Genomic DNA, 17,927 nt, shown 5'->3' with positions numbered 1-17,927 from the left:
ACCTAGAGCGAATCCAGCAGACAGGCGCGCCGCAGGTGGGCGCGCGCGGCGGCCGGGTCGGCCGCGAGCGCGCGGACCTGTCGGCGGAATTCGCCGACGTCACCGCGCAGCCGGTTGTAGTTGGCGTGGCTGGCGGCCTGCACATGGTCCACCGCGATCCGGCGACGCCGTTCGGCGACCTCGTCCAATGCCGCCTCTGGACCGCCGTGCACCACATCGGCCAGAGCCTCGGACAGTGCCACCGCGTCATGGATTCCGCTGTTCATCCCGAGCCCGCCGAGGGGGTTGTTCACATGTGCGGCGTCGCCCGCCAGCAGGACCCGTCCGATCCGGAAGCGTTCGGTCACGCGCTGATGCACCCGGTACAGCGCGGCGTGCCGTATTCGCCACGGCCGCCCGATATCGGCGATCGCGGTCAAACGCTGTGGCAGGCGGCGTATTTCGTCCTCGTCGCGGGTATTCGCCGCAGTGGGCAGCAGTACCCGCCAATGGTCGGGCGTGCGCAGCAGTACCAGCCATTCCGCGGGGTCGAAGATGTAATTGATCGGCGCGATATCGGACAGGACTGTCGCGAGTTCCTCATCGACCGAGGCCACGAGGAAACGTTCGGGATAGGTCGAGCCGTCGAAGGGCGCTGCGAGGCTCGCGCGCACGACAGAATGCGCGCCGTCGGCCCCGATCAGCCAATCCGCCCGTAGCTCACCGCGCGAACTCGACACCACGACGCCGTCGTCGTCGGCCCGCACGCCCCGCACACGATGGCCGAATCGCACATCGGCCTCGGAAGCCAACGCGTCCAACAGAATCGGGGTGAGTTTGCTCTGCTCGCACTGCACCCGGAACGGGAAGGCGGTGTCCTCGGCGAGTACACCCAGATCCAATGTGGCGATCGCGTCCCCGCCGCGCTCGCGATATTGAAAGGTCGACGCGACGATCCCCTTGTCCAGCAACGGTTTCAGCACCCCGAGCCGTTGCAGCATTTCCAGTGTCGGCGGATGGAAGGTCGAGGCCCGCGACTGTTCGGCCAGGCCGTCACCCTGTTCCAGGACCGTCACCGGCACGCCACGTCGAGCCAGCGCCAGCGCCGCGCTCAGCCCGACCGGCCCCGCGCCCGCCACCAGGACGCGGGTCATGAGGTGTGCAGGGCGAAACGCCCCTCGACCCCGACGACCCGCGCGCCGGTGAAGAACCGCAGCGTCTCCGCGGTCCCCTCCTCACCGAGACCGGACCACTCCCACGCCGGTCGTGGCGTCATCGGGTGCAGGCTCATGGCCGAGGAGCCGTTCACCTTCACCTCACCGGCCCGAATTCGCTGAGCGACAGCCAGCGCCCGGTCCTCATCGTCGCCGCAGACATAACCCTCCAGGCCGTAGGGCACGGCATTGGCCAGCGCCACCGCCTGCTCGACGGTCTCGTAGGCCACCACACCCGCGACCGGTCCGAACACCTCGTCGGTGAGATCGTCCGCGAGCAGCGTGGGCGGAACGTAATTGCCGGAAGGCATTGCGCCGCCGAAGGATCGGTGGTCTCGCCCGAGCGCGCCGCGCACGGTGTGCACATGTCGCGAGTGGATCAGCGGCCCGAATTCGGTGTCGGGATCCAGCGGCGGGCCGACGCGTAGGGCATCGAGCCGCTTGCCCACGGCCTCGACGAGTTCCACCCGTCGTCGCGCGGGAACTATCAAACGCCCCAGCGCACGGCACCATTGGCCGTTGAGCGTGGTGAGCAGTTCGGCGGCCATCCGGGCCGCGGTGTCGAGATCCGCGTCGGGCAGCACGACAAGCGGGTTATTGCCGCCCAATTCGAGCTGGCACGGCCGGAACAGCGGCGCGGACGCGGCCGCGATCGACCGGCCGCCGCCGAGACCGCCGGTGAACGAGACCGCCTTGATCCGCGAATCCGAGACGAGTTGGGAACCGGTGGCCGGGCCGCCCTGGACCAGTTGGAACATGCCCGCGGGCACGTGTTCGGCGATCGCCTCGGCCAGTACGACAGCGCTGTAGGGCGTCAATTCGCTCACCTTGAGGATCACCGGGCAGCCCGCGGCCAACGCGCTGGCCACCTTGTGCGCCGCCATCGGCGCGGGCGCGTTCCACGGCACCAGGCACAGCGCCGGACCCAGCGGTAGCCGGTGGACCTGAACGCCGTCGCGATCCGCGCGACGGACGCCGGCGCGAATCTGCCCGGCCGCCAACCGGAACGAGCCGGTGACGATCGCGGTCAACAATCGGGTCTGGGTGACCGGCACACCGGTGGTGGCAGCGTCCAGCTCGGCGATCCGATCCAGCCGGGACTCGAGGGATTCGGCGATCGCGTCCAGTATCTCGGCGGTGATCTCGCCCTCGGCCCGGTCCGCCACGGCGAGCGCGCGCTCCACGCGCTCCGGGGCGGTGGCCATCGCCCGGCCGAGCGCCGTGCCGGTGGCCGGATCCTCCAGTGCCAGAGCCAGTTCCACCGTCGGTGTACCCCAGGTGTGGTCGATCAGATCGGCGATCGGCGGCAATTCGATGCTCATCGGCCGTCCTCCGGTGCGGTGGTGAACAATTCGTTGGCCTTGGCGTCGGTGACGATCCGGGCCACCTCGAGCATGCCGCGCTCGGCGGGGAACGTCATGACCAATCCCATGGCCAGATCCCGCAGCGCGCGTCCGGCGATGCCGTCCATGGCCGCCGCCGAGGTGCCGCCCGCCTTCAACGCCCCCAGCGCGACCTGGAAGCAGGCCTCGGTGACCGCGCCCTTGCCCAGACGCCACTGCGCGAACACCTCGGGCTTCGGTTTGATCGGCGGCTCGACGGTCTCGATCGTCAGTTGGTAGCGCAGCCACAGATAGGCCGTGCGCAGGTGCCGGGTCATCTCGCCGATGAGCACCTGATGCACCGGTGAGGAGGCGACGGGCCTGCCGGTATCGGCGAAGGTCTTCGTCGTCGTGGCGGCCAGCGTCTCGTCGTAGACGCGCTGGGCGCAACCGGTATAGACGGCCGCGATGGCGAGCTGATTGCCGACGAACGAGCCGCGGCTCATGCGCAGCATCTTGGTGAACGCGCCCGGTACCGCCAGCGCTTCGTCGTCGGGGATGAACACCTCGTCCAGCCGGATGCCGTTATTGGCGGTGGCTCGCATGCCCAGCCCGTTCCACGGCGCGCGCACGCTGACGCCGGTGGCGTCGCGCGGCACGAAGAAGGTGGCCAAACCCTCTGCCGTGTCATGGTTTTCGAGCTTGGCGGAGGTGAGGTAGTAATCGGCCACACCGGTCGCGCAGCCGAAGGACTTCTCGCCCTGCAGAATCCAGCCCCCGTCCACCTTGCGGGCGGTTGTGGCGATGGTGATGTTGGCCTGTTCGGTCTTCACGGATTCGGAGGCGAAATTGGCCAGCCATGTTCCGGCCGCCATCCGGGTGAGCACCTTCTCCGCGAAGGCGCGGACCACGGGCACCTCCTCGTCGGCGAACAGTCCGGCGTCGATGGCCTCCAGCGGCAGCAGTCCGCGGGAGGCGCTGGTGTTGTGGAAGAAATACGCCAAAGCGGTGGAGGGACAGGCGGTTCCCATGGCGAAGGTGGCGGCGGCCAGATCCCGCAGGGTGCCCCCGAGACCGCCGAACTTCTCCGGCACCACCAGCCCGAGCAGGCCCGCCGCACGCAGGAGTGCGATATGTGACGGCGGGAAGGTCGCGGTGCGGTCGGCCTCCTCGGCGGCCGCGCGCAGGGCGGGCAGTACCGATTCGACTCGCTCGGCGCGTTCGCGCTCGGCCTCGGTCATATCCTCGACAAGCTGTTCACCGATCATCGGGCGGTCCCCTCGTGGAAAGTGCGGTCGTGATAGATCAGTGGGGCGGCCGGACGCGGTGTGGCGGCGTCCTGGACCGAACCCAGCACGATGGTGTGATCCCCGGCGGTGTGGCAGGCGGTGACGAGGCAGTCCAGCCACGCCACCGCATCGGTCAGCACCGGCGCTCCGGTTGTGGCGGCGTCCCAGTCTCCGAGTGCGAAACGGTCTGCCGCACGGTCGCTTTCGGCAAAGCGGCGTCCGATCTGTTCATGATCGTGCCCGAGGACATTGACCGCGAAAACGCCATTGCGCCGAATCTCGCGGCACGTCGTTCCCGAGGAGAGCAGGCATACCGAGACCAGGGGCGGAGTCAGCGCCACACCGGTGAACGAGCTCGCCGTCATGCCGTGCGGTTCGCGGTCGGGGCGGGTTGTGGTGACCACGACCACGCCGGTAGCCCACTGGGCCAGCACCGTGCGGAGATGGTGGGGATCCACGAATCTCTCCGTTTCGGTAGTGGAAACGCTGTTACGCACAAGGTAACGCCGCGCCGCGTCGTCCGCAAGTGCGATGGTGTTTCCCATCGGGAAATCAGCCGCCTAAACTGGCCGCGTGCCAGAATCCGAATCCGACAACCAGAGTCGTTCGGTCGCCGCGGTCGAACGGGCGATGGACGTGCTGTTGCTGTTCGGCCGCAGCGGCCGGCCCGATCTCGGCGTCACCGAGATCGCCACCGAGCTCGGCATCACCAAGGCGGCGGTGCATCGCATCCTGACCGCGCTGCGCAGTCGCGATCTCATCGTGCTGGAACCGACCACGCGCCGCTACGCGCTCGGCCATGCGGCGATCGCGCTCGGGCGGGCCTATCTGGCGCGCACGGATCTGCGCGTGATGGCGGCCCCGGAACTGCGGCGGCTGTCGGCGGTGACCGGTGAGACCTCCACCCTGTCGATTCGGCGCGGCGATACCCGCATGTACGCCGATCAGGTTGTGCCCGACCAGGAATTGCGTATGGAGGTCGCGCTCGGGCAGCCGTACCCGCTGTACGCGGGCAGTTCGTCCAAGGCGATTCTGGCGTACCTGCGCAAGGAGGAGATCGACGAGTATCTGGGTCGCCACGAGTTGACCCCGCTCACCGATGCCACCATCACCAAGGTCCGCAAGCTGCGCGCGGAGCTGAAGGAGATCAAGGAGCGCGGCTACGCGATCTCGCTGGGGGAGAGGCAGATCGGCGCCGCCTCGATCGCCGCGCCGATTCTCGATCACGACGGCGGTGTGGTCGCCGCGATCAGTGTCTGCGGCCCGCTGTCGCGCTTCGAGCCTCGCCTGCGCGAGTATGTTCCGGTGCTGCTCAAGGCATCCAACGCGTTGTCGGCTCAGCTGGGTTACACCGGCTGACTACAGGTGCGCCCCGGGTTTGAACACGCCCAGCGCCGCGGCCGCGAGCACGCTGCCCCAGATCACCCAGACGTACGGGAGGCAGCCGTCGACGCTGCGGCGCAGGGCGTGCTCCACCTGCTCGTCGGATCCGGAACCGAGTAATCGAGCGAATGCGGAACCGAAGGGGCGCAACGTGATCCGAATGCCGATCCCGGCCGCGATCGCGGCGGCGTAGAGCAGGATCTTGCCGCCGAGCCAGCGCGGATCGGTGGTCACGCCGAACGGTTCGGTGGCGAGCAGCGCGTAGCATCCGGCCGCGGCCATGCCGATGATCACCGCGATCCGGGCGGCGAGGTCGGCGCGCACGACGAGCGGGAACCGGCCGTGGGTGCGATGGGTGGTGACGGCGAGCGCGAGCCAGACCGCGGCGAACAGCCACACCAGCGCCACGAACCACCAGGGAAACAAAGCGATTCCGAACAGGTGCGCCCCGTGCGGAGCCAGGGCCATGAGCGTGACGCCGCTGGGTAGAAACAGCACGAGACAGATCTTGGGCGCCAGATCCAGCCCGCTCATGACGGCCAGTGCGGTCGCCCGGGCCGCGGGCGTCAGGCGTGGATCGATGACGAAGCGGCTGGAGTAGAACACGCCCAGATCACCGCCGAGCCAGAACACGAACAGCACCAGGTGCAGCAGGATCCACCAGCCGTGCGGATGCGCTCCCATGTCGATTATGTTGCCTTCCGGTGTATTTCAGCTCAGCACGGCCAACGCCGCGTCGAGCCGCACGATATCGGCGTACTTCGCGCCCAGGTCGAGCAGATTGGCCTCGTGCAGGCGCGGATCGCGATCACCGCACGCGTCGGCGACCACCAGCGGCCGGAAGCCGTGCTGCAGCGCGTCGGTGGCCGTGGCGCGGATACAGCCGCTGGTGGTGAGGCCCGCGATGCAGAGGGTATCGATACCCTGTGCGGTCAGGGTGGCCGCCAGCGCGGTGCCGTGGAACGCGCTGGCGTACTGCTTGCTGATGACCACCTCGTCCGCGCGGGGTGCGGGCGCATCGAGGAAGTCCCCCAGGGGATTTCCCGCCTCGAATACTCGCAGCGCGGGCACCTTGCGTCGGAACAGGCCGCCGTCGGCGGTGCCGGGACGGTAGACGACCCGGGTGAACAGCACCGGATACCGATGGGCGCGAGCATGTTTCACCAGAACCTCGGCGGCGGCCACGGCGTTCTCGACCGGTGCGCGCAGCGGTGAGCCGTCGGTGAGATACGCCGCGCAGATGTCCACCACGAGAACCGCCGGTGAGCGGCCCGGGCCGAGGGTGGCGGCGAAGCCGTGGCGACGGTAGTCGGCGGCCAGGTCGGACATGCGCACTCCACTCAGATGACGCCTTGTTCGGCGAGGCGGGTGAGTTCCTCGGTTCCCAGGCCGAGCAGTTCGCGATACACCTGGTCGGTGTGCTCCCCGAGTTCGGGCCCGATATGGCTTATCGCGCCGGGTGTTTCGCTGAGCCGGGGAAAGACGTTCTGCATCGGGAGCGCACCGAATTCGGGGTGGGCCAACCGCACGATCGCGTCGCGGGCCGCGAAATGCGGATCGGTGAACATGTCCCGGGCCGTATAGATCCGGCCCGCGGGCACGCCCGCGTCGTGCAGCAGCGCCAGCAGCGCCTCGGCGGGCCGGGTGCGGGTCCAGTCGGCGATGATCTCGTCGAGTTCGGTCATGTTCTCCCCGCGCGCGGCATGGGTGGCGAACCGCTCGGCGGTGGCCAGTTCGGGCTGTTCCATCGCACTCGCCAACCGGGCGAAAACGCTGTCCTGATTCGCGGCGATGAGGATCATCTCGTCGTCGGCGGTCGGATAGACATTGCTGGGAGATACGTTCGGCAGCACCGCGCCCGTGCGTTCTCGCCGATAGCCCGCCACTTCCCATTCCGGCAGCAGCGATTCCGTCATCGCGAGCACGGCTTCGTAGATGGCCGAATCCACGATCTGGCCGCGCCCGCTGGTGTGCCGGTGATGGACCGCGGCCAGCGCGCCGATCGTGGCGAACACCGCCGCCAGCGAATCGCCCAGGGAGATACCGGTTCTCGCGGGCGGATGGCCGGGATCGCCGGTGATGTACCGAATGCCGCCCATCGCCTCGCCGATGGAGCCGTATCCGGCGCGCGGGGCGTAGGGGCCGTTCTGCCCGTAGCCGGTGACGCGGACCAGGATCAACCCCGGATTGTCGGCGCGCAGCATATCGAAGCCCAACCCCCAGCGTTCCAGGGTGCCGGGACGAAAGTTCTCCACCACGATGTCCGACTGGGCGATGAGGTCGCGGGCCAGGCGCTGACCCGCCGCGGTGCGCAGATCGCAGGTCACCGATTTCTTGTTGCGCGCCACCACGGGCCACCACAGCGAGCGACCGTGGGGCTTCTCCCGACCCCACTGCCGCATGGGATCGCCCTGGCCGGGCGATTCGAGTTTGATGACCTCCGCGCCGAGATCGCCGAGTAGTTGGCCGCAGAACGGTCCGGCCAGCAGCTGTCCCATCTCGATCACTCGCAGATCGGTCAGCGGCCCGGGCGCAGTGGTGGTCTGGTCTGACATGTGATCGCTCCCCGTCGTGCCCTGGAATGGATACACTGTATCCCAGAGCGAAACATGGAACAAGATCGCGCACAGGAGGATTCGTGCACCCGAGCATTGTCGAGGTGGCTCCCCGGGACGGATTGCAGAACGAGCCGGGGACCGTGTCCACCGCGGCGAAGATCGAGCTGATCCGCCGCAGCGCCGACGCCGGACTGCGACGGATCGAGGCGAGCAGCTTCGTGAGTCCGAAGGCGGTGCCGCAGCTGGCCGACGCCGAGGCCGTACTGTCGGAAGTACCGCGACGGCCCGGAATATCCTATGCCGGACTGGTTTTCAATGAACGGGGCCTGGACCGCGCGCTCGCGGCGCGGGTGGACGAGATCAATGTCGTCGTGGTGTCGACCGATGCGTTGAGCCGCCGCAATCAAGGCTGTTCGACCGAGGAGGGCATCATCCGCTGGACTTCCTTGGCCGCGCGGGCGAGGGCGGCCGGGTTGTGGCGCACGGTCACCATCGCGGCGGCCTTCGGTTGCCCGTTCGAGGGCGAGGTGCCCGAGCGTCGAATTCTCGAGTTGGCGCGCCGGGTCGCCGCCGCGGAGCCGGACGAGATCGCCCTGGCCGACACCATCGGTGTCGGCACGCCGGATCGGGTTCGCCGCCTGGTGGCGGGAGTCGCACGGATCGCGCCGAATGCGTTGGTGCGCTGTCATTTCCACAACACTCGCAATACCGGTTATGTCAATGCCGTGGCCGCGCTCGAGGCCGGCGCGCATGTCCTCGACGCGAGCACCGGCGGTATCGGCGGCTGCCCGTTCGCCCCGGCCGCGACCGGAAATATCGCTACCGAGGATCTGGTGTACGCGCTCGACCGGATGGGCATCGTCACCGGATTGAACCTGGAGCGTCTCATACGCACGGGGTTGTGGCTGGGCGAAGTCCTCGGTAAGCCGGTTCCGGCTCTACTGGGCCGAGCGGGCGCCTTTCCCGGTCGCGACGGCCTCGCGTAGCGTGCTCAGCAAAGGGGCGAGATCGGTGAGTTCGGCCAGGCCGTAGACGATTTCGATCAGGGTGTCCGCCTGTGCGCCGGTGAGGCTGTCGGCGGTATTGAGGCGGAATTTGGTGGCCAATTCCTCGGCGGTGAGCGGATTGTCCGGGCCGCCGCGATTGACGTCGACCCGCTCGGTGCGGATCCGCCCGGAACGCAGCCGCGCGGTGAGCACGGCGGGGAACTGATGCGGGAAGATGCGATCGCAGTCCGGGTCGGGCATGCAACGCACCCGGGCCGCGAGTGCCAGGCGACGAGGGTCGCGGGCCGCCTCGTCGGTGAAGTCCTCGTGGAAGAGGCCGAGTCCGCCGCCGCCGAGCAGTGCCGCGGCCACGGTGTACGGACCGGAAAAGGCCGCGTGGTAACCGGATTCGGGTGCGGCCTTGGCCGCGGCGGGTTCGCCGATGGTGCGCAGCGCCGCCGACGGTGCGCCGAGTTCCAATTCGACGATGTCGTCGGGGTCGATGCCGGCGTCGCGCAGACGCAGCGCGGCATCGATCCCCGCGTGGGTGAAGTGGTTACAGGGGTAGGGCTTGAAGAACACGTGGGGCAGTTCCCACTCGACACCCAGGCCGCTGGTTATCGCGGTGACGTCGTAGCGGTCGCCGCAGTGGGCCCGCAGCAGTCCGAAGCGGCCCTCGAGGACGGTGGGGGGACCGGTGAGGCCGGTGCGGGCCAGTTCGGCGGCGGTGACGGCCGCGTGCGCGGCCCAACCGCAATGGACCCGTTTGACCGTTCCGCCGGTGCGATTGGCCTCGAGCAGCCCCGAACCCATACTGGCCGCGATGGCCATCGCATGGGCGATGCCGCATTCGTCCAGGCCGGTCAGCATGGCGGCCGCGGCGGCGGCGCCGAGGGTCCCGCAGATGGCGGTGGCGTGCAGTCCGCGTTCGAAGAACACCGAATTGCGCAGCGTCTCATCGTAACCGGCCAGACCCAGTCGCACGGTGATCTCCACGCCGACACCCACGGCGTCGAGCAACGCCGTCCCGCTCGCACCGCGCGCTTCGGCGACCGCGAGCACGGCCGGGACCACCGAGGCGGAGGGATGCAGGATCGAGGGCAGATGGGTGTCGTCGAAATCGAGTGCGTGCGCGAGGGTACCGCCGAGCAGTGCCGCGGACGGGGCGGGTACGCGATCGGACAGGCCGAGCGCGGTCGCCTGGCCGCGGCCGCCCCATTCGGCCAGTAGGTTTCGCACCGCGTTCGCGGGAGCCAGGTTCACCGCGGCGATGCTGTTTCCCAGGACATCGAGCAGTCGTCGGGCCGCGTCGGCGCGCAATCGGGTCTCGAGGCCGCTGTGGCGAGCCGACTGCGCGAAGGCCGCCAGCCGCTGGACGACGGTGAGCTGATTCATCGACTCACCGCCGCGAGCGGTCGCACCGGCGAACCGGTCCCGCCGACGATCCGCAGCGGCGCCAGCAGGAAGACGAATTCGGTAGTGGCGCTGTGGGACAGCTGCTCGAGCGCGAGGTGTTCGAGGATGTGTATGCCCCGCTCGACCAGGAGGACCCGATGCACCGGCAGGATTCTGTGCCCGTCCCCCGGCGGGATGCGCTCGTATGCCGTCGTATCCGCCCCGGTCGCCACGATCGCCTGCGCCGCGAGCCATTCGGCCGCCTCGACGCCCACCCCGGGCACACCGGACGCGTCGCCGAGATAGGTCTCGGGATCGTCGAAGTGTCGTGCCCATCCCGTGCGGATCAACGCCACGTCCCCGGGTTCCGGTGTCGCGCCGCCTGATTCGGCCGCCCGCCGGAGATCCTCGGGGGTGATCTCGTATCCGCCCGGCAGTGCGTCCACACCGTGCAATCGCGCGATATCGAGCAGGACACCGCGGCACAGCAGCCCCGGCAGATGCTCGGCGCCGTGTGCGCTGAACGCGCCGCCGCGCTGTGCTTTCCGGGCGTCGACGCCGCCGTGCAGACGCCCGTCGTGGCTGACGTGGCTGAGGGCATCGATATGCGTCCCGACATGTCCGCCGGTCACGATGATCTCGCTGGCGGCCGATCCGCCGTCGGGCCGGATCGTGTCACCGTGTCTGCGCGCCAACATCATTCGGAAGCCGGGATGATTCGGCGAACAGGGCATGCCGGTGAACAACGGTTGCCCGAGCTCGATCAGCCGCACTCCCGCCCGTACCGCCGCCAGCAGCGTATCCGTCATCACAGGACCCCCATCGTGGCCAGCCGCTCGAGTTCCGCGGTGTCGATTCCGTACCGGCCCAGCACTTCCGGTGTGTGCGCGCCGAGCGCCGGGCCGGTCCATCGAATCCGTCCCGGTGTGCCGGACAGTCGGAACAGCACATTCTGCATGCGCACCGCCCCCAGGTCGTCGTCGGGCACGGTGGTGACGGTCTCCAGCGCGCGGTACTGCGGATCGGTGAATATGTCGGCGGCGGTGTAGATCGGGGCGACGGCGGCCTCGGCCTTCTCGAATTCGCGGATCACCTCCTCGAGGTCACGCGCGGCGACCCAGCGGTTCACCGCGGCGTCGAGTTCGTCCGCATGCGCCGCGCGGCCGGTTCCGGTCGCGAACCATGGCCGATCGGTGAGTTCCGGGCGGCCGACCAGTCGCATCACCCGCGCCGCGATCGACTCGGTGCTGGTCGAGACCGCCACCCAGGCGTCGTCGCGGGTGCGATACACATTGCGCGGCGCGTTGTTGGCCGACCGGTTGCCCAGCCGCGGCGGTAGTTCGCCGAGCTGGTCGTAGGCGATCAGCTGCGGACCCAGCAGGGCGAGAATCGGTTCGATGATCGCGAGATCCACCTGCTGTCCCACCCCGTCGCGCTCACGCGCCCGCAACGCGGTCATGACCGCGTAGGCGGTGGCCAGGGCCGCGATACCGTCGGCGAGGCCGAACGGGGGAAGGGTCGGCGGGCCGTCCGGCGCACCGGTCATGGCTGCGAAACCGCTCATCGCCTCGGCCAGTGTGCCGAAACCGGGTCGGTGAGCGTACGGGCCGAATTGGCCGAATCCGGTGACCCGGGCCAGGATCAGGCGCGGGTTGATCGCACGCAGCGCCTCGTAGCCCAGTCCCCACCGCTCGAAGGTGCCGGGGCGAAAGTTCTCGATCAGCACATCGACGTCGGCGACCAGCCGGCGGAGGATGCGCTGTCCCTCCGGGTGGCCGAGATCGAGGGTGACCGATTTCTTGTTGCGGCCCAGCATCTTCCACCACAGGCCGGTCCCATCGCGCTGCGGACCGTGCCCCCGCGCCGGATCGCCGCGCGGATGCTCGATCTTGATCACCTCCGCGCCGAAATCGCCGAGCAGGGTCGCCGCCATCGGCCCGGCGAACAGGGTGGCGACGTCCAGGACCCGAATCCCGGCCAGTGCATCGGTCATCTTCCGACTTCCTCTCGATGCCGACGGTTTCCATGAGGGAAACGAACTGTCGTTGACTACCTGGGAGTGTACTGCAATGATCACACAGATCGTAAAGCCGTTTCGCACAGAGAAACTGGAGAGAGCTGTGGCGGCAACCGACCTGCTGATCCGTAACGCTCGCGTGGTCCGCCCGGGAGCGCAGTCGGAAACCCCCGCGATCGTCGACATCGCCGTGACCGACGGCGTCATAGCCGAAGTGGGCCCGAAGCTGGCGCCGTCCGGCGCGCGCGTGGTGGAAGCCGAAGGGCTGCTGGCGTTTCCCGGTGTGGTGGACGCGCACCAGCACTGGGGGATCTATCGCGACCTCGGCGAGGACACCGAATCGGAGAGTCGCGCCTGCGCGCAGGGCGGCGTCACCACGGCCCTGAGCTATCTGCGGACCGGCCGCTACTATCTCGACCGCGGCGGCTCCTACCGCGACTTCCTGCCCGAGGTCTTCGACCGGACGCGTGGTCGCGCCCATATCGATCACGGACTGCACCTCGCGCCGATGAGCGCCGAACATATCGATGAGATCCCCTTCCTGGTAGAGGAATTCGGCATCACCTCGTTCAAGATCTTCATGTTCTACGGCGGACACGGCCTGCACGGGCGCTCCGACGATCAGGCCGATTTCCTGATGCTGCCGCCCGGACAGACCTACGATCTGGCGCACTTCGAGTTCGTCATGCGCGGTGTGCAGCGGGCCCGCGAGCGTTACGGTCCGGACATCTCGTTGTCGCTGCACTGCGAAACGGCCGAGATCATGGCCGCGTATACGGCGCTGGTGGAACAGGATCCGCGGTTGACGGGCCTGCGCGCCTACAGCGCCTCGCGGCCACCGCATTCGGAGGGTCTGGCCGTGACGATCGCGGCCTATCTCGCGCACGCGACCGGTCTGCCCGCGATCAACCTGCTGCACCTGTCCTCGGGCGAGGCCGTCGCCGCGGCCCTGACGATGGCACAAGCCTTCCCGCACATCGACTTTCGTCGCGAGGTCACCATCGGACATCTGCTCGCCGATGTCGACAGCGCGCACGGAATCGGTGGCAAGGTCAATCCGCCGCTGCGCGAACGCGCCGATGTCGAGGCACTGTGGCGGCATGTGCTGGCCGGTGAGATCGACTGGGTGGTCAGCGATCATGCCTGCTGCCGTGACGAACAGAAGTTCGGAGCGAATCGTGACGACGTGTTCGCCGCCAGATCCGGCTTCGGCGGTGCGGAGTACCTGTTGCCCGGCCTGGTCGGCGAGGCGCATCACCGCGGACTGCCCTTGTCGCGCGTCGCCGATCTCACGTCCGCGAACCCGGCGCGTCGCTACGGGCTCACCGCCAAAGGCGACATCGCGCCCGGATATGACGCGGATATCGTTCTCGTGGACCCGGATGCGCGCTGGACGGTCCACGCCGGTGATTCCGAATCGGCGCAGGACCACACCCCGTTCGAGGGATTCGAGATGCGTGCCAGGGTCATCGATGTGTTCCTGCGTGGTCGGCGGATTCTGCGGGCCGGAAAAATCGACGAGGCGCCGGGCGGCCGATACGTACCACGTCAGCCGTTCCGGCGCTCGTCTGGCGAGAGGATCAGGGCAGGGTCGTGATGGTTCCGGCGGTACGCAGACCCTCGTAGTACGCGCCACCCGGATAGGCGTCGGGAGTCTTGACGCCACTGACGAAATCGCTGGCCCATATGGTGCTCAGGGTCTGCAGGGCGGCGACGTTCTTGTCCTGCGGAGCGCCGCACAGCGTCCGGTCGGGGCCGGGGGCGCTGGCCGCCTCGACATCGATATGCGAACCGGTGGTCAGTCGCACCCCGAGGAACTGGCGTCCTTTCAGCTGGTCGAGCACGATGCCGGTGCCCGACCCGTCGCGATTGCAGGTGTAGGGCGGCGCGGCGACGGTGAGAATCGGAAGCTGGGTATTGGCAAGGTGATTGAGTGAACTCGGCAGATTGTTGCCGATGAAACTCTTGACCGGATCGAAGAGGACCACCCCGCGCACCCCGGCGAAGGCCGCGGGGTAGTCCGAGCGCAGCTGCTGAGTCACGTACGGGACGACCTCGCCACCCGCGGAGTGCCCGGCGAAGATCATCGTCCTCGGCAGCGTGAGGTTCGATCGACCGGCTCGCGCCTTGGCGTCGGCGAAACTGCGGCCGAGCTTGTCGTTCGGATCGGCGGCCTTGCCGAACAGGTCCGCGACATTATGCAGGAAATCGGTGTTGTTGCCGAGGTTCTCGAGTGTGCATCCGAAGGTGTTCGCGGTGGGCAGGGTCGGTGCGAAAACCAGAAACCCTCGAGCAGCAAAACGTTTCGCGGTATCGGTGACCGAGTCGTTCGCACTGGCGAAGCCGTGCTGCAACCACAGCAGTGCCTTCGGAGTGCCGGTGGGGAAGTACCAGTCGCTGCTCTGGCGCAATATCGTGAAGGCGCAGCGGATCTCGACCCGATTGGACACCTTGGTGACCGGATCGGCGGCAGCGGCGGGGGAGATGATCAAGGTGATGAGAGCGGTGGCGAGAGCGCAGGCGGTCGCGGCCGCACGGTGAATGCCCACTGTGACTCCTTGGGGCGATGTTTCCTTTGGGGAAACGGTGTTTCAGTTTTGTGAGAGATACTGTGAGCTCGGTCGACGCTCGGCGTCAAGAGGTTCCGCGGGGTCGGCCGACGATGGCGTTCGACCCCCCTATTGCCAGGAATTCGCGCGGGACACATTGCTGCTAGCGTTCGTCACGCGCGGTGCTTCACGCGGCGGTCCGACTTGTGACTCGGAGGTCTTGTGGTGGTGAACAGCGGGCTTCGGCTGGTGCGGGCAGTGGTCGCCTCGGGATTGTTGATGGCTGGTTTGCTCGCGGGATGCGGTACTTCGAATCAGGCCGTGCCCGACGCGCGCTCGGTGGTGCCTACTCGTTCGGGGCAGGTGCGTGGGCAGATCGCCGATGATCACCGCCTGTTCGCCGCCATCCCCTACGCGGCGTCGCCCACCGGTGCGCGGCGCTGGCAACCCCCGGCCGCACCCGATCCGTGGACCGGACAGCGTGACGCCACCGCCGCGGGCCCCCGATGCCCCCAGACCGGTTCGGGTAATGAGCCCGTCGGGTCGGAAGACTGCCTGAACCTCAATGTCTGGACCCCGGTGTCGGCATCGGACCGTTCCCGATTGCCGGTGCTGGTGTGGATTCACGGGGGCAGTTTCATCAATGGCAGCGGCCGCGATTTCACGCCCGTGGGGTTGATGAATGCCGGGAACATGGTGGTCGTCACCATCAATTACCGGCTCGGCGCTCTCGGCTTCCTGGCGCATCCGGCGCTGGCGCACGACGGCGGGCAGGTCGGCAATTTCGGGTTGCTCGATCAGCAGGCCGCGCTGCGGTGGGTGCGCGACAATATCGCCTCCTTCGGCGGCGATCCGGCCGCGGTGACCATCGCGGGCGAATCCGCGGGGGCGATGTCGGTATGCGATCACCTGATCTCACCCGCCTCGGCCGGGTTGTTCCGCGCGGCGATCCTGCAGAGCGGGCCGTGCCAGGTGCAGGCCGACCGGGACACCGCGATCGCGGCGAGCCGGGACTATGCCGAAAAGCTGGGATGCGTCGGCGAGACGACGGCGATCGCGGCCTGCTTGCGAGCGGTCCCGGTCACTCGAATGCTGGATATGCCATTGGCTTTCGCGGGCAATGGTGACGACAGGATACCCGGCCCGGTCACGGGCGAAGCGCTGCTGCCGAGCAATCCCGTCGCGGCCGTGCACGCGGGACAGGCCGCGCGGGTACCGGTGCTGATCGGATTCACCCACGACGAATCCACGCTGTTCGCGGCGGAGAGCTATCTGAAGAACCCGCGGGATTTCACCGCCGGGAACTATCCCAATCTGCTCGCGGGCATCGTCGGTGGCCGTGCCGAGGAGGTCGCGCGTCGCTACCCCGTGGGGGACTACGCCCATCCCGTGCTCGCCTACGCCGCGGTCGGCACCGATCAGGACATCGCGTGTCCGGCTCTCGACATGACCGCCGCGCTGGCGAGATCCGCCTCGGTCTACAGCTACGAATTCGACGACCCTCACGCGGCGGCGCCCACGGAATTGGCGGGTCTGCCGTTCCCGCTCGGCGCCGCCCACGCCCTGGAACTGCCCTACCTGTTCGACCACGTCGAAGGGTTCCCCGCGGGACACTCCACGGACCAGCGAGCCTTGGCGCGGCAGATGATCCGCTATTGGGCCGCCTTCGTGAACACCGGCGACCCCGCTGTCGCGGATCAGCCCGCCTGGCCCGCCTATCAGGGGCAGCGAACATTGCTACTGGCTCCCGGCGATTCCCGGGTGATTACCGACGCGGCCACCGAGCATCGGTGCGATTTGTGGAACGCCGTGGCACCCAAATGAATCGACACGGAACGGCGAGGGTGACGAGTCGCACGTTTCTGTCGCCGGGGAATCGGTTGTAATCTTCCTTTCGTCTGGCTAATCATTAGCGAATTTCCGATTCGTCGGTGTGATGCGATGTCGGCTCGACATGAAGGCGGCTTCGGTGAATGGCAGTGGAGCTACGTTCTGGATGTGGTGGCGTGATCGCGGCGAATACGACTGCGTTCTCACGACACTGCGATCCCACGGTGCGCTCGGCCGGGTCAAATTCCTCCTCGGCTCCGCCGGTCTGGTGATGGGGACGCTCTGCGTGCTGACCGTACTGATCCACGGTGAGGTGATGGCCCGGGCAGCGCTGACGCAAGCGTGGATCGAGGCCGCCGCCGCCGTGGTGTGGACAATGCGGTGGTGGGCGGCGTGGCCGCGGCGCGCGGAGTCGCTGGCGTGGGTCGCGCTGTTCGATGCGGACTCCGTCGCCAACGACACGCTGGTGTACAACCGCGTGTTCTCGGTACTGGGCGTATTTCTGCTTGTGGCCATGGCCGCCTACGTGACGGTGTTCCACGGTTCACGAGTTCTGATGCTGCACATCGGATGGTCGCTGCTGGCGGCCGCGGGCCTTGCGCTACAGCTGCTGCGCGGTGTGCTGCCGGCGGATGGGCAGGGCGTGCGCGGGCGGACGGATGCCACCATCGGGATCGCGCTCGTCCTGGTCATAATCCTCGTGATCGGGATCATGATGCCGCTGATTCAGTTCTGCCACTGGCTCATGCGGGTGGATTCCCGGTCGGATCCGTTGACGAAGCTGTTGAACCGGCGGGGCCTGGACGCGCAGCTGTTGCGCCTGCCCGGTGGTTCCGGCCCCCGATATGTCGCGACGCTGGATTTGGACCGATTCAAGGCCGTCAACGATTCCTTCGGGCACTCCTTCGGCGACGAGGTGCTCACGCGGACCGCGCGGCGATTGGCCGCCTCGGCCGATGCGGGAGCGCTCGTCGCGCGCACCGGCGGGGAGGAGTTCGTGGTGATCGGTCACCTGCGTGAGGACGCGGTGACGACCGCCGAACGGCTGCGCTCCGCGATCGAGACCGTGGACGTTCCCCCGATCGCGATCACCGCCAGCGTGGGGCTGGTACAGCTACAGGCCGGACGACCGTTCACCGAGTCGACCTACCGAGACCTGCTACGCCTGTCGGATTCGCTGATGTATCAGGCGAAAGCTCTGGGCGGCAACACAATTGCCGTCAGCTATTTGGACGACGAGCGGGTGGGGTGTGATCGAGCCGAATTCGGCGGTTGACGAGATCGGCCGTGCGCCACCCGGGCACATGCCCACCGGAACTCGCCAGCAGCTACATCGCGAATTTCCTCATCCAGGGGCAATAGGGCGATAGTCCATTTTTCGGCGACTCCGCAAGTCGTGAAATCA

At 67.9% G+C, this 17,927-nt stretch carries 16 protein-coding genes; 5 read left to right on the top strand and 11 right to left on the bottom strand.

The genetic code is table 11. From position 1 onward, the window contains the following. Positions 1-2: 2 nt before the first annotated feature. From NP4_RS21955 to NP4_RS21940, 4 genes are read right to left on the bottom strand one after another with little or no spacing between them, the layout of a single operon-like run. Positions 3-1,133, bottom strand: coding sequence for an FAD-dependent oxidoreductase (locus tag NP4_RS21955; protein WP_068000851.1), 1,131 nt, complete (start codon positions 1,131-1,133; stop codon positions 3-5). After that, complete coding sequence (locus NP4_RS21950) at positions 1,130-2,515, bottom strand: aldehyde dehydrogenase family protein (protein WP_068000848.1); 1,386 nt, start codon at positions 2,513-2,515, stop codon at positions 1,130-1,132. Before NP4_RS21950 ends, NP4_RS21955 begins: the two co-directional genes overlap by 4 nt. Beyond that, positions 2,512-3,783 (bottom strand): acyl-CoA dehydrogenase family protein, encoded by a 1,272-nt coding sequence (locus NP4_RS21945; RefSeq protein WP_245998749.1) that lies wholly within the window; start codon positions 3,781-3,783, stop codon positions 2,512-2,514. The genes NP4_RS21950 and NP4_RS21945 overlap by 4 nt, the downstream gene beginning before the upstream one ends. Beyond that, positions 3,780-4,262, bottom strand: coding sequence for a flavin reductase family protein (locus NP4_RS21940; RefSeq protein WP_068000845.1), 483 nt, complete (start codon positions 4,260-4,262; stop codon positions 3,780-3,782). The genes NP4_RS21945 and NP4_RS21940 overlap by 4 nt, the downstream gene beginning before the upstream one ends. Positions 4,263-4,377: 115 nt before the next feature. Here NP4_RS21940 and NP4_RS21935 point away from each other — a divergent pair, with 115 nt between their 5' ends. After that, positions 4,378-5,163: an IclR family transcriptional regulator gene (locus NP4_RS21935; protein ID WP_068000843.1), complete on the top strand. Its 786-nt coding sequence runs from the start codon at positions 4,378-4,380 to the stop codon at positions 5,161-5,163. Here NP4_RS21935 and NP4_RS21930 read toward each other — a convergent pair whose 3' ends face one another. Genes NP4_RS21930 through NP4_RS21920 form a run of 3 tightly spaced genes read right to left on the bottom strand, consistent with a single transcriptional unit; the run spans position 5,164 to position 7,742 of the window. After that, positions 5,164-5,871, bottom strand: coding sequence for a hypothetical protein (locus NP4_RS21930; protein ID WP_068000840.1), 708 nt, complete (start codon positions 5,869-5,871; stop codon positions 5,164-5,166). Positions 5,872-5,898: 27 nt separating this feature from the next. Beyond that, entirely contained in the window at positions 5,899-6,516 is a 618-nt protein-coding gene (locus tag NP4_RS21925; protein WP_068000837.1) for an isochorismatase family protein, read from the bottom strand. A gap of 11 nt (positions 6,517-6,527) precedes the next feature. Beyond that, a complete protein-coding gene (locus NP4_RS21920; protein ID WP_068001235.1) occupies positions 6,528-7,742 on the bottom strand; it encodes a CaiB/BaiF CoA transferase family protein in 1,215 nt (404 codons plus the stop codon). Between the two features lie 83 nt (positions 7,743-7,825). Between NP4_RS21920 and NP4_RS21915 the strand changes: the two genes are divergently transcribed. Beyond that, on the top strand, positions 7,826-8,731 hold the full coding sequence (locus NP4_RS21915; RefSeq protein WP_068000834.1) for a hydroxymethylglutaryl-CoA lyase: 906 nt from the start codon (positions 7,826-7,828) through the stop codon (positions 8,729-8,731). Here the strand turns inward: NP4_RS21915 and NP4_RS21910 are convergent. Genes NP4_RS21910 through NP4_RS21900 form a run of 3 tightly spaced genes read right to left on the bottom strand, consistent with a single transcriptional unit; the run spans position 8,684 to position 12,119 of the window. Continuing rightward, a complete protein-coding gene (locus tag NP4_RS21910; protein ID WP_068000831.1) occupies positions 8,684-10,126 on the bottom strand; it encodes an MmgE/PrpD family protein in 1,443 nt (480 codons plus the stop codon). The two genes, NP4_RS21915 and NP4_RS21910, sit on opposite strands and share 48 nt — an antisense overlap. Further along, positions 10,123-10,935: a cyclase family protein gene (locus NP4_RS21905; RefSeq protein ID WP_068000828.1), complete on the bottom strand. Its 813-nt coding sequence runs from the start codon at positions 10,933-10,935 to the stop codon at positions 10,123-10,125. Before NP4_RS21905 ends, NP4_RS21910 begins: the two co-directional genes overlap by 4 nt. After that, positions 10,935-12,119, bottom strand: coding sequence for a CaiB/BaiF CoA transferase family protein (locus tag NP4_RS21900; RefSeq protein WP_068000825.1), 1,185 nt, complete (start codon positions 12,117-12,119; stop codon positions 10,935-10,937). Before NP4_RS21900 ends, NP4_RS21905 begins: the two co-directional genes overlap by 1 nt. A gap of 127 nt (positions 12,120-12,246) precedes the next feature. On the opposite strand from NP4_RS21900, the gene NP4_RS21895 reads away from it, so the two are divergent. Further along, a complete protein-coding gene (locus NP4_RS21895; protein ID WP_068000820.1) occupies positions 12,247-13,740 on the top strand; it encodes a dihydroorotase in 1,494 nt (497 codons plus the stop codon). Here NP4_RS21895 and NP4_RS21890 read toward each other — a convergent pair. Continuing rightward, positions 13,724-14,692 (bottom strand): alpha/beta hydrolase, encoded by a 969-nt coding sequence (locus NP4_RS21890; RefSeq protein ID WP_068000818.1) that lies wholly within the window; start codon positions 14,690-14,692, stop codon positions 13,724-13,726. The two genes, NP4_RS21895 and NP4_RS21890, sit on opposite strands and share 17 nt — an antisense overlap. 279 nt (positions 14,693-14,971) lie before the next feature. Between NP4_RS21890 and NP4_RS21885 the strand changes: the two genes are divergently transcribed. Beyond that, on the top strand, positions 14,972-16,516 hold the full coding sequence (locus tag NP4_RS21885) for a carboxylesterase/lipase family protein (RefSeq protein WP_068001232.1): 1,545 nt from the start codon (positions 14,972-14,974) through the stop codon (positions 16,514-16,516). A gap of 145 nt (positions 16,517-16,661) precedes the next feature. After that, complete coding sequence (locus tag NP4_RS21880; RefSeq protein ID WP_169813786.1) at positions 16,662-17,798, top strand: GGDEF domain-containing protein; 1,137 nt, start codon at positions 16,662-16,664, stop codon at positions 17,796-17,798. Positions 17,799-17,927: the final 129 nt, after the last annotated feature.

Source organism: Nocardia pseudobrasiliensis NBRC 108224, assembly GCF_001613105.1.
GTDB lineage: Bacteria > Actinomycetota > Actinomycetes > Mycobacteriales > Mycobacteriaceae > Nocardia > Nocardia pseudobrasiliensis.
The sequence above is the reverse complement of the archived record's forward strand: the minus strand, read 5'-3'. Positions and strand labels throughout refer to the sequence as shown.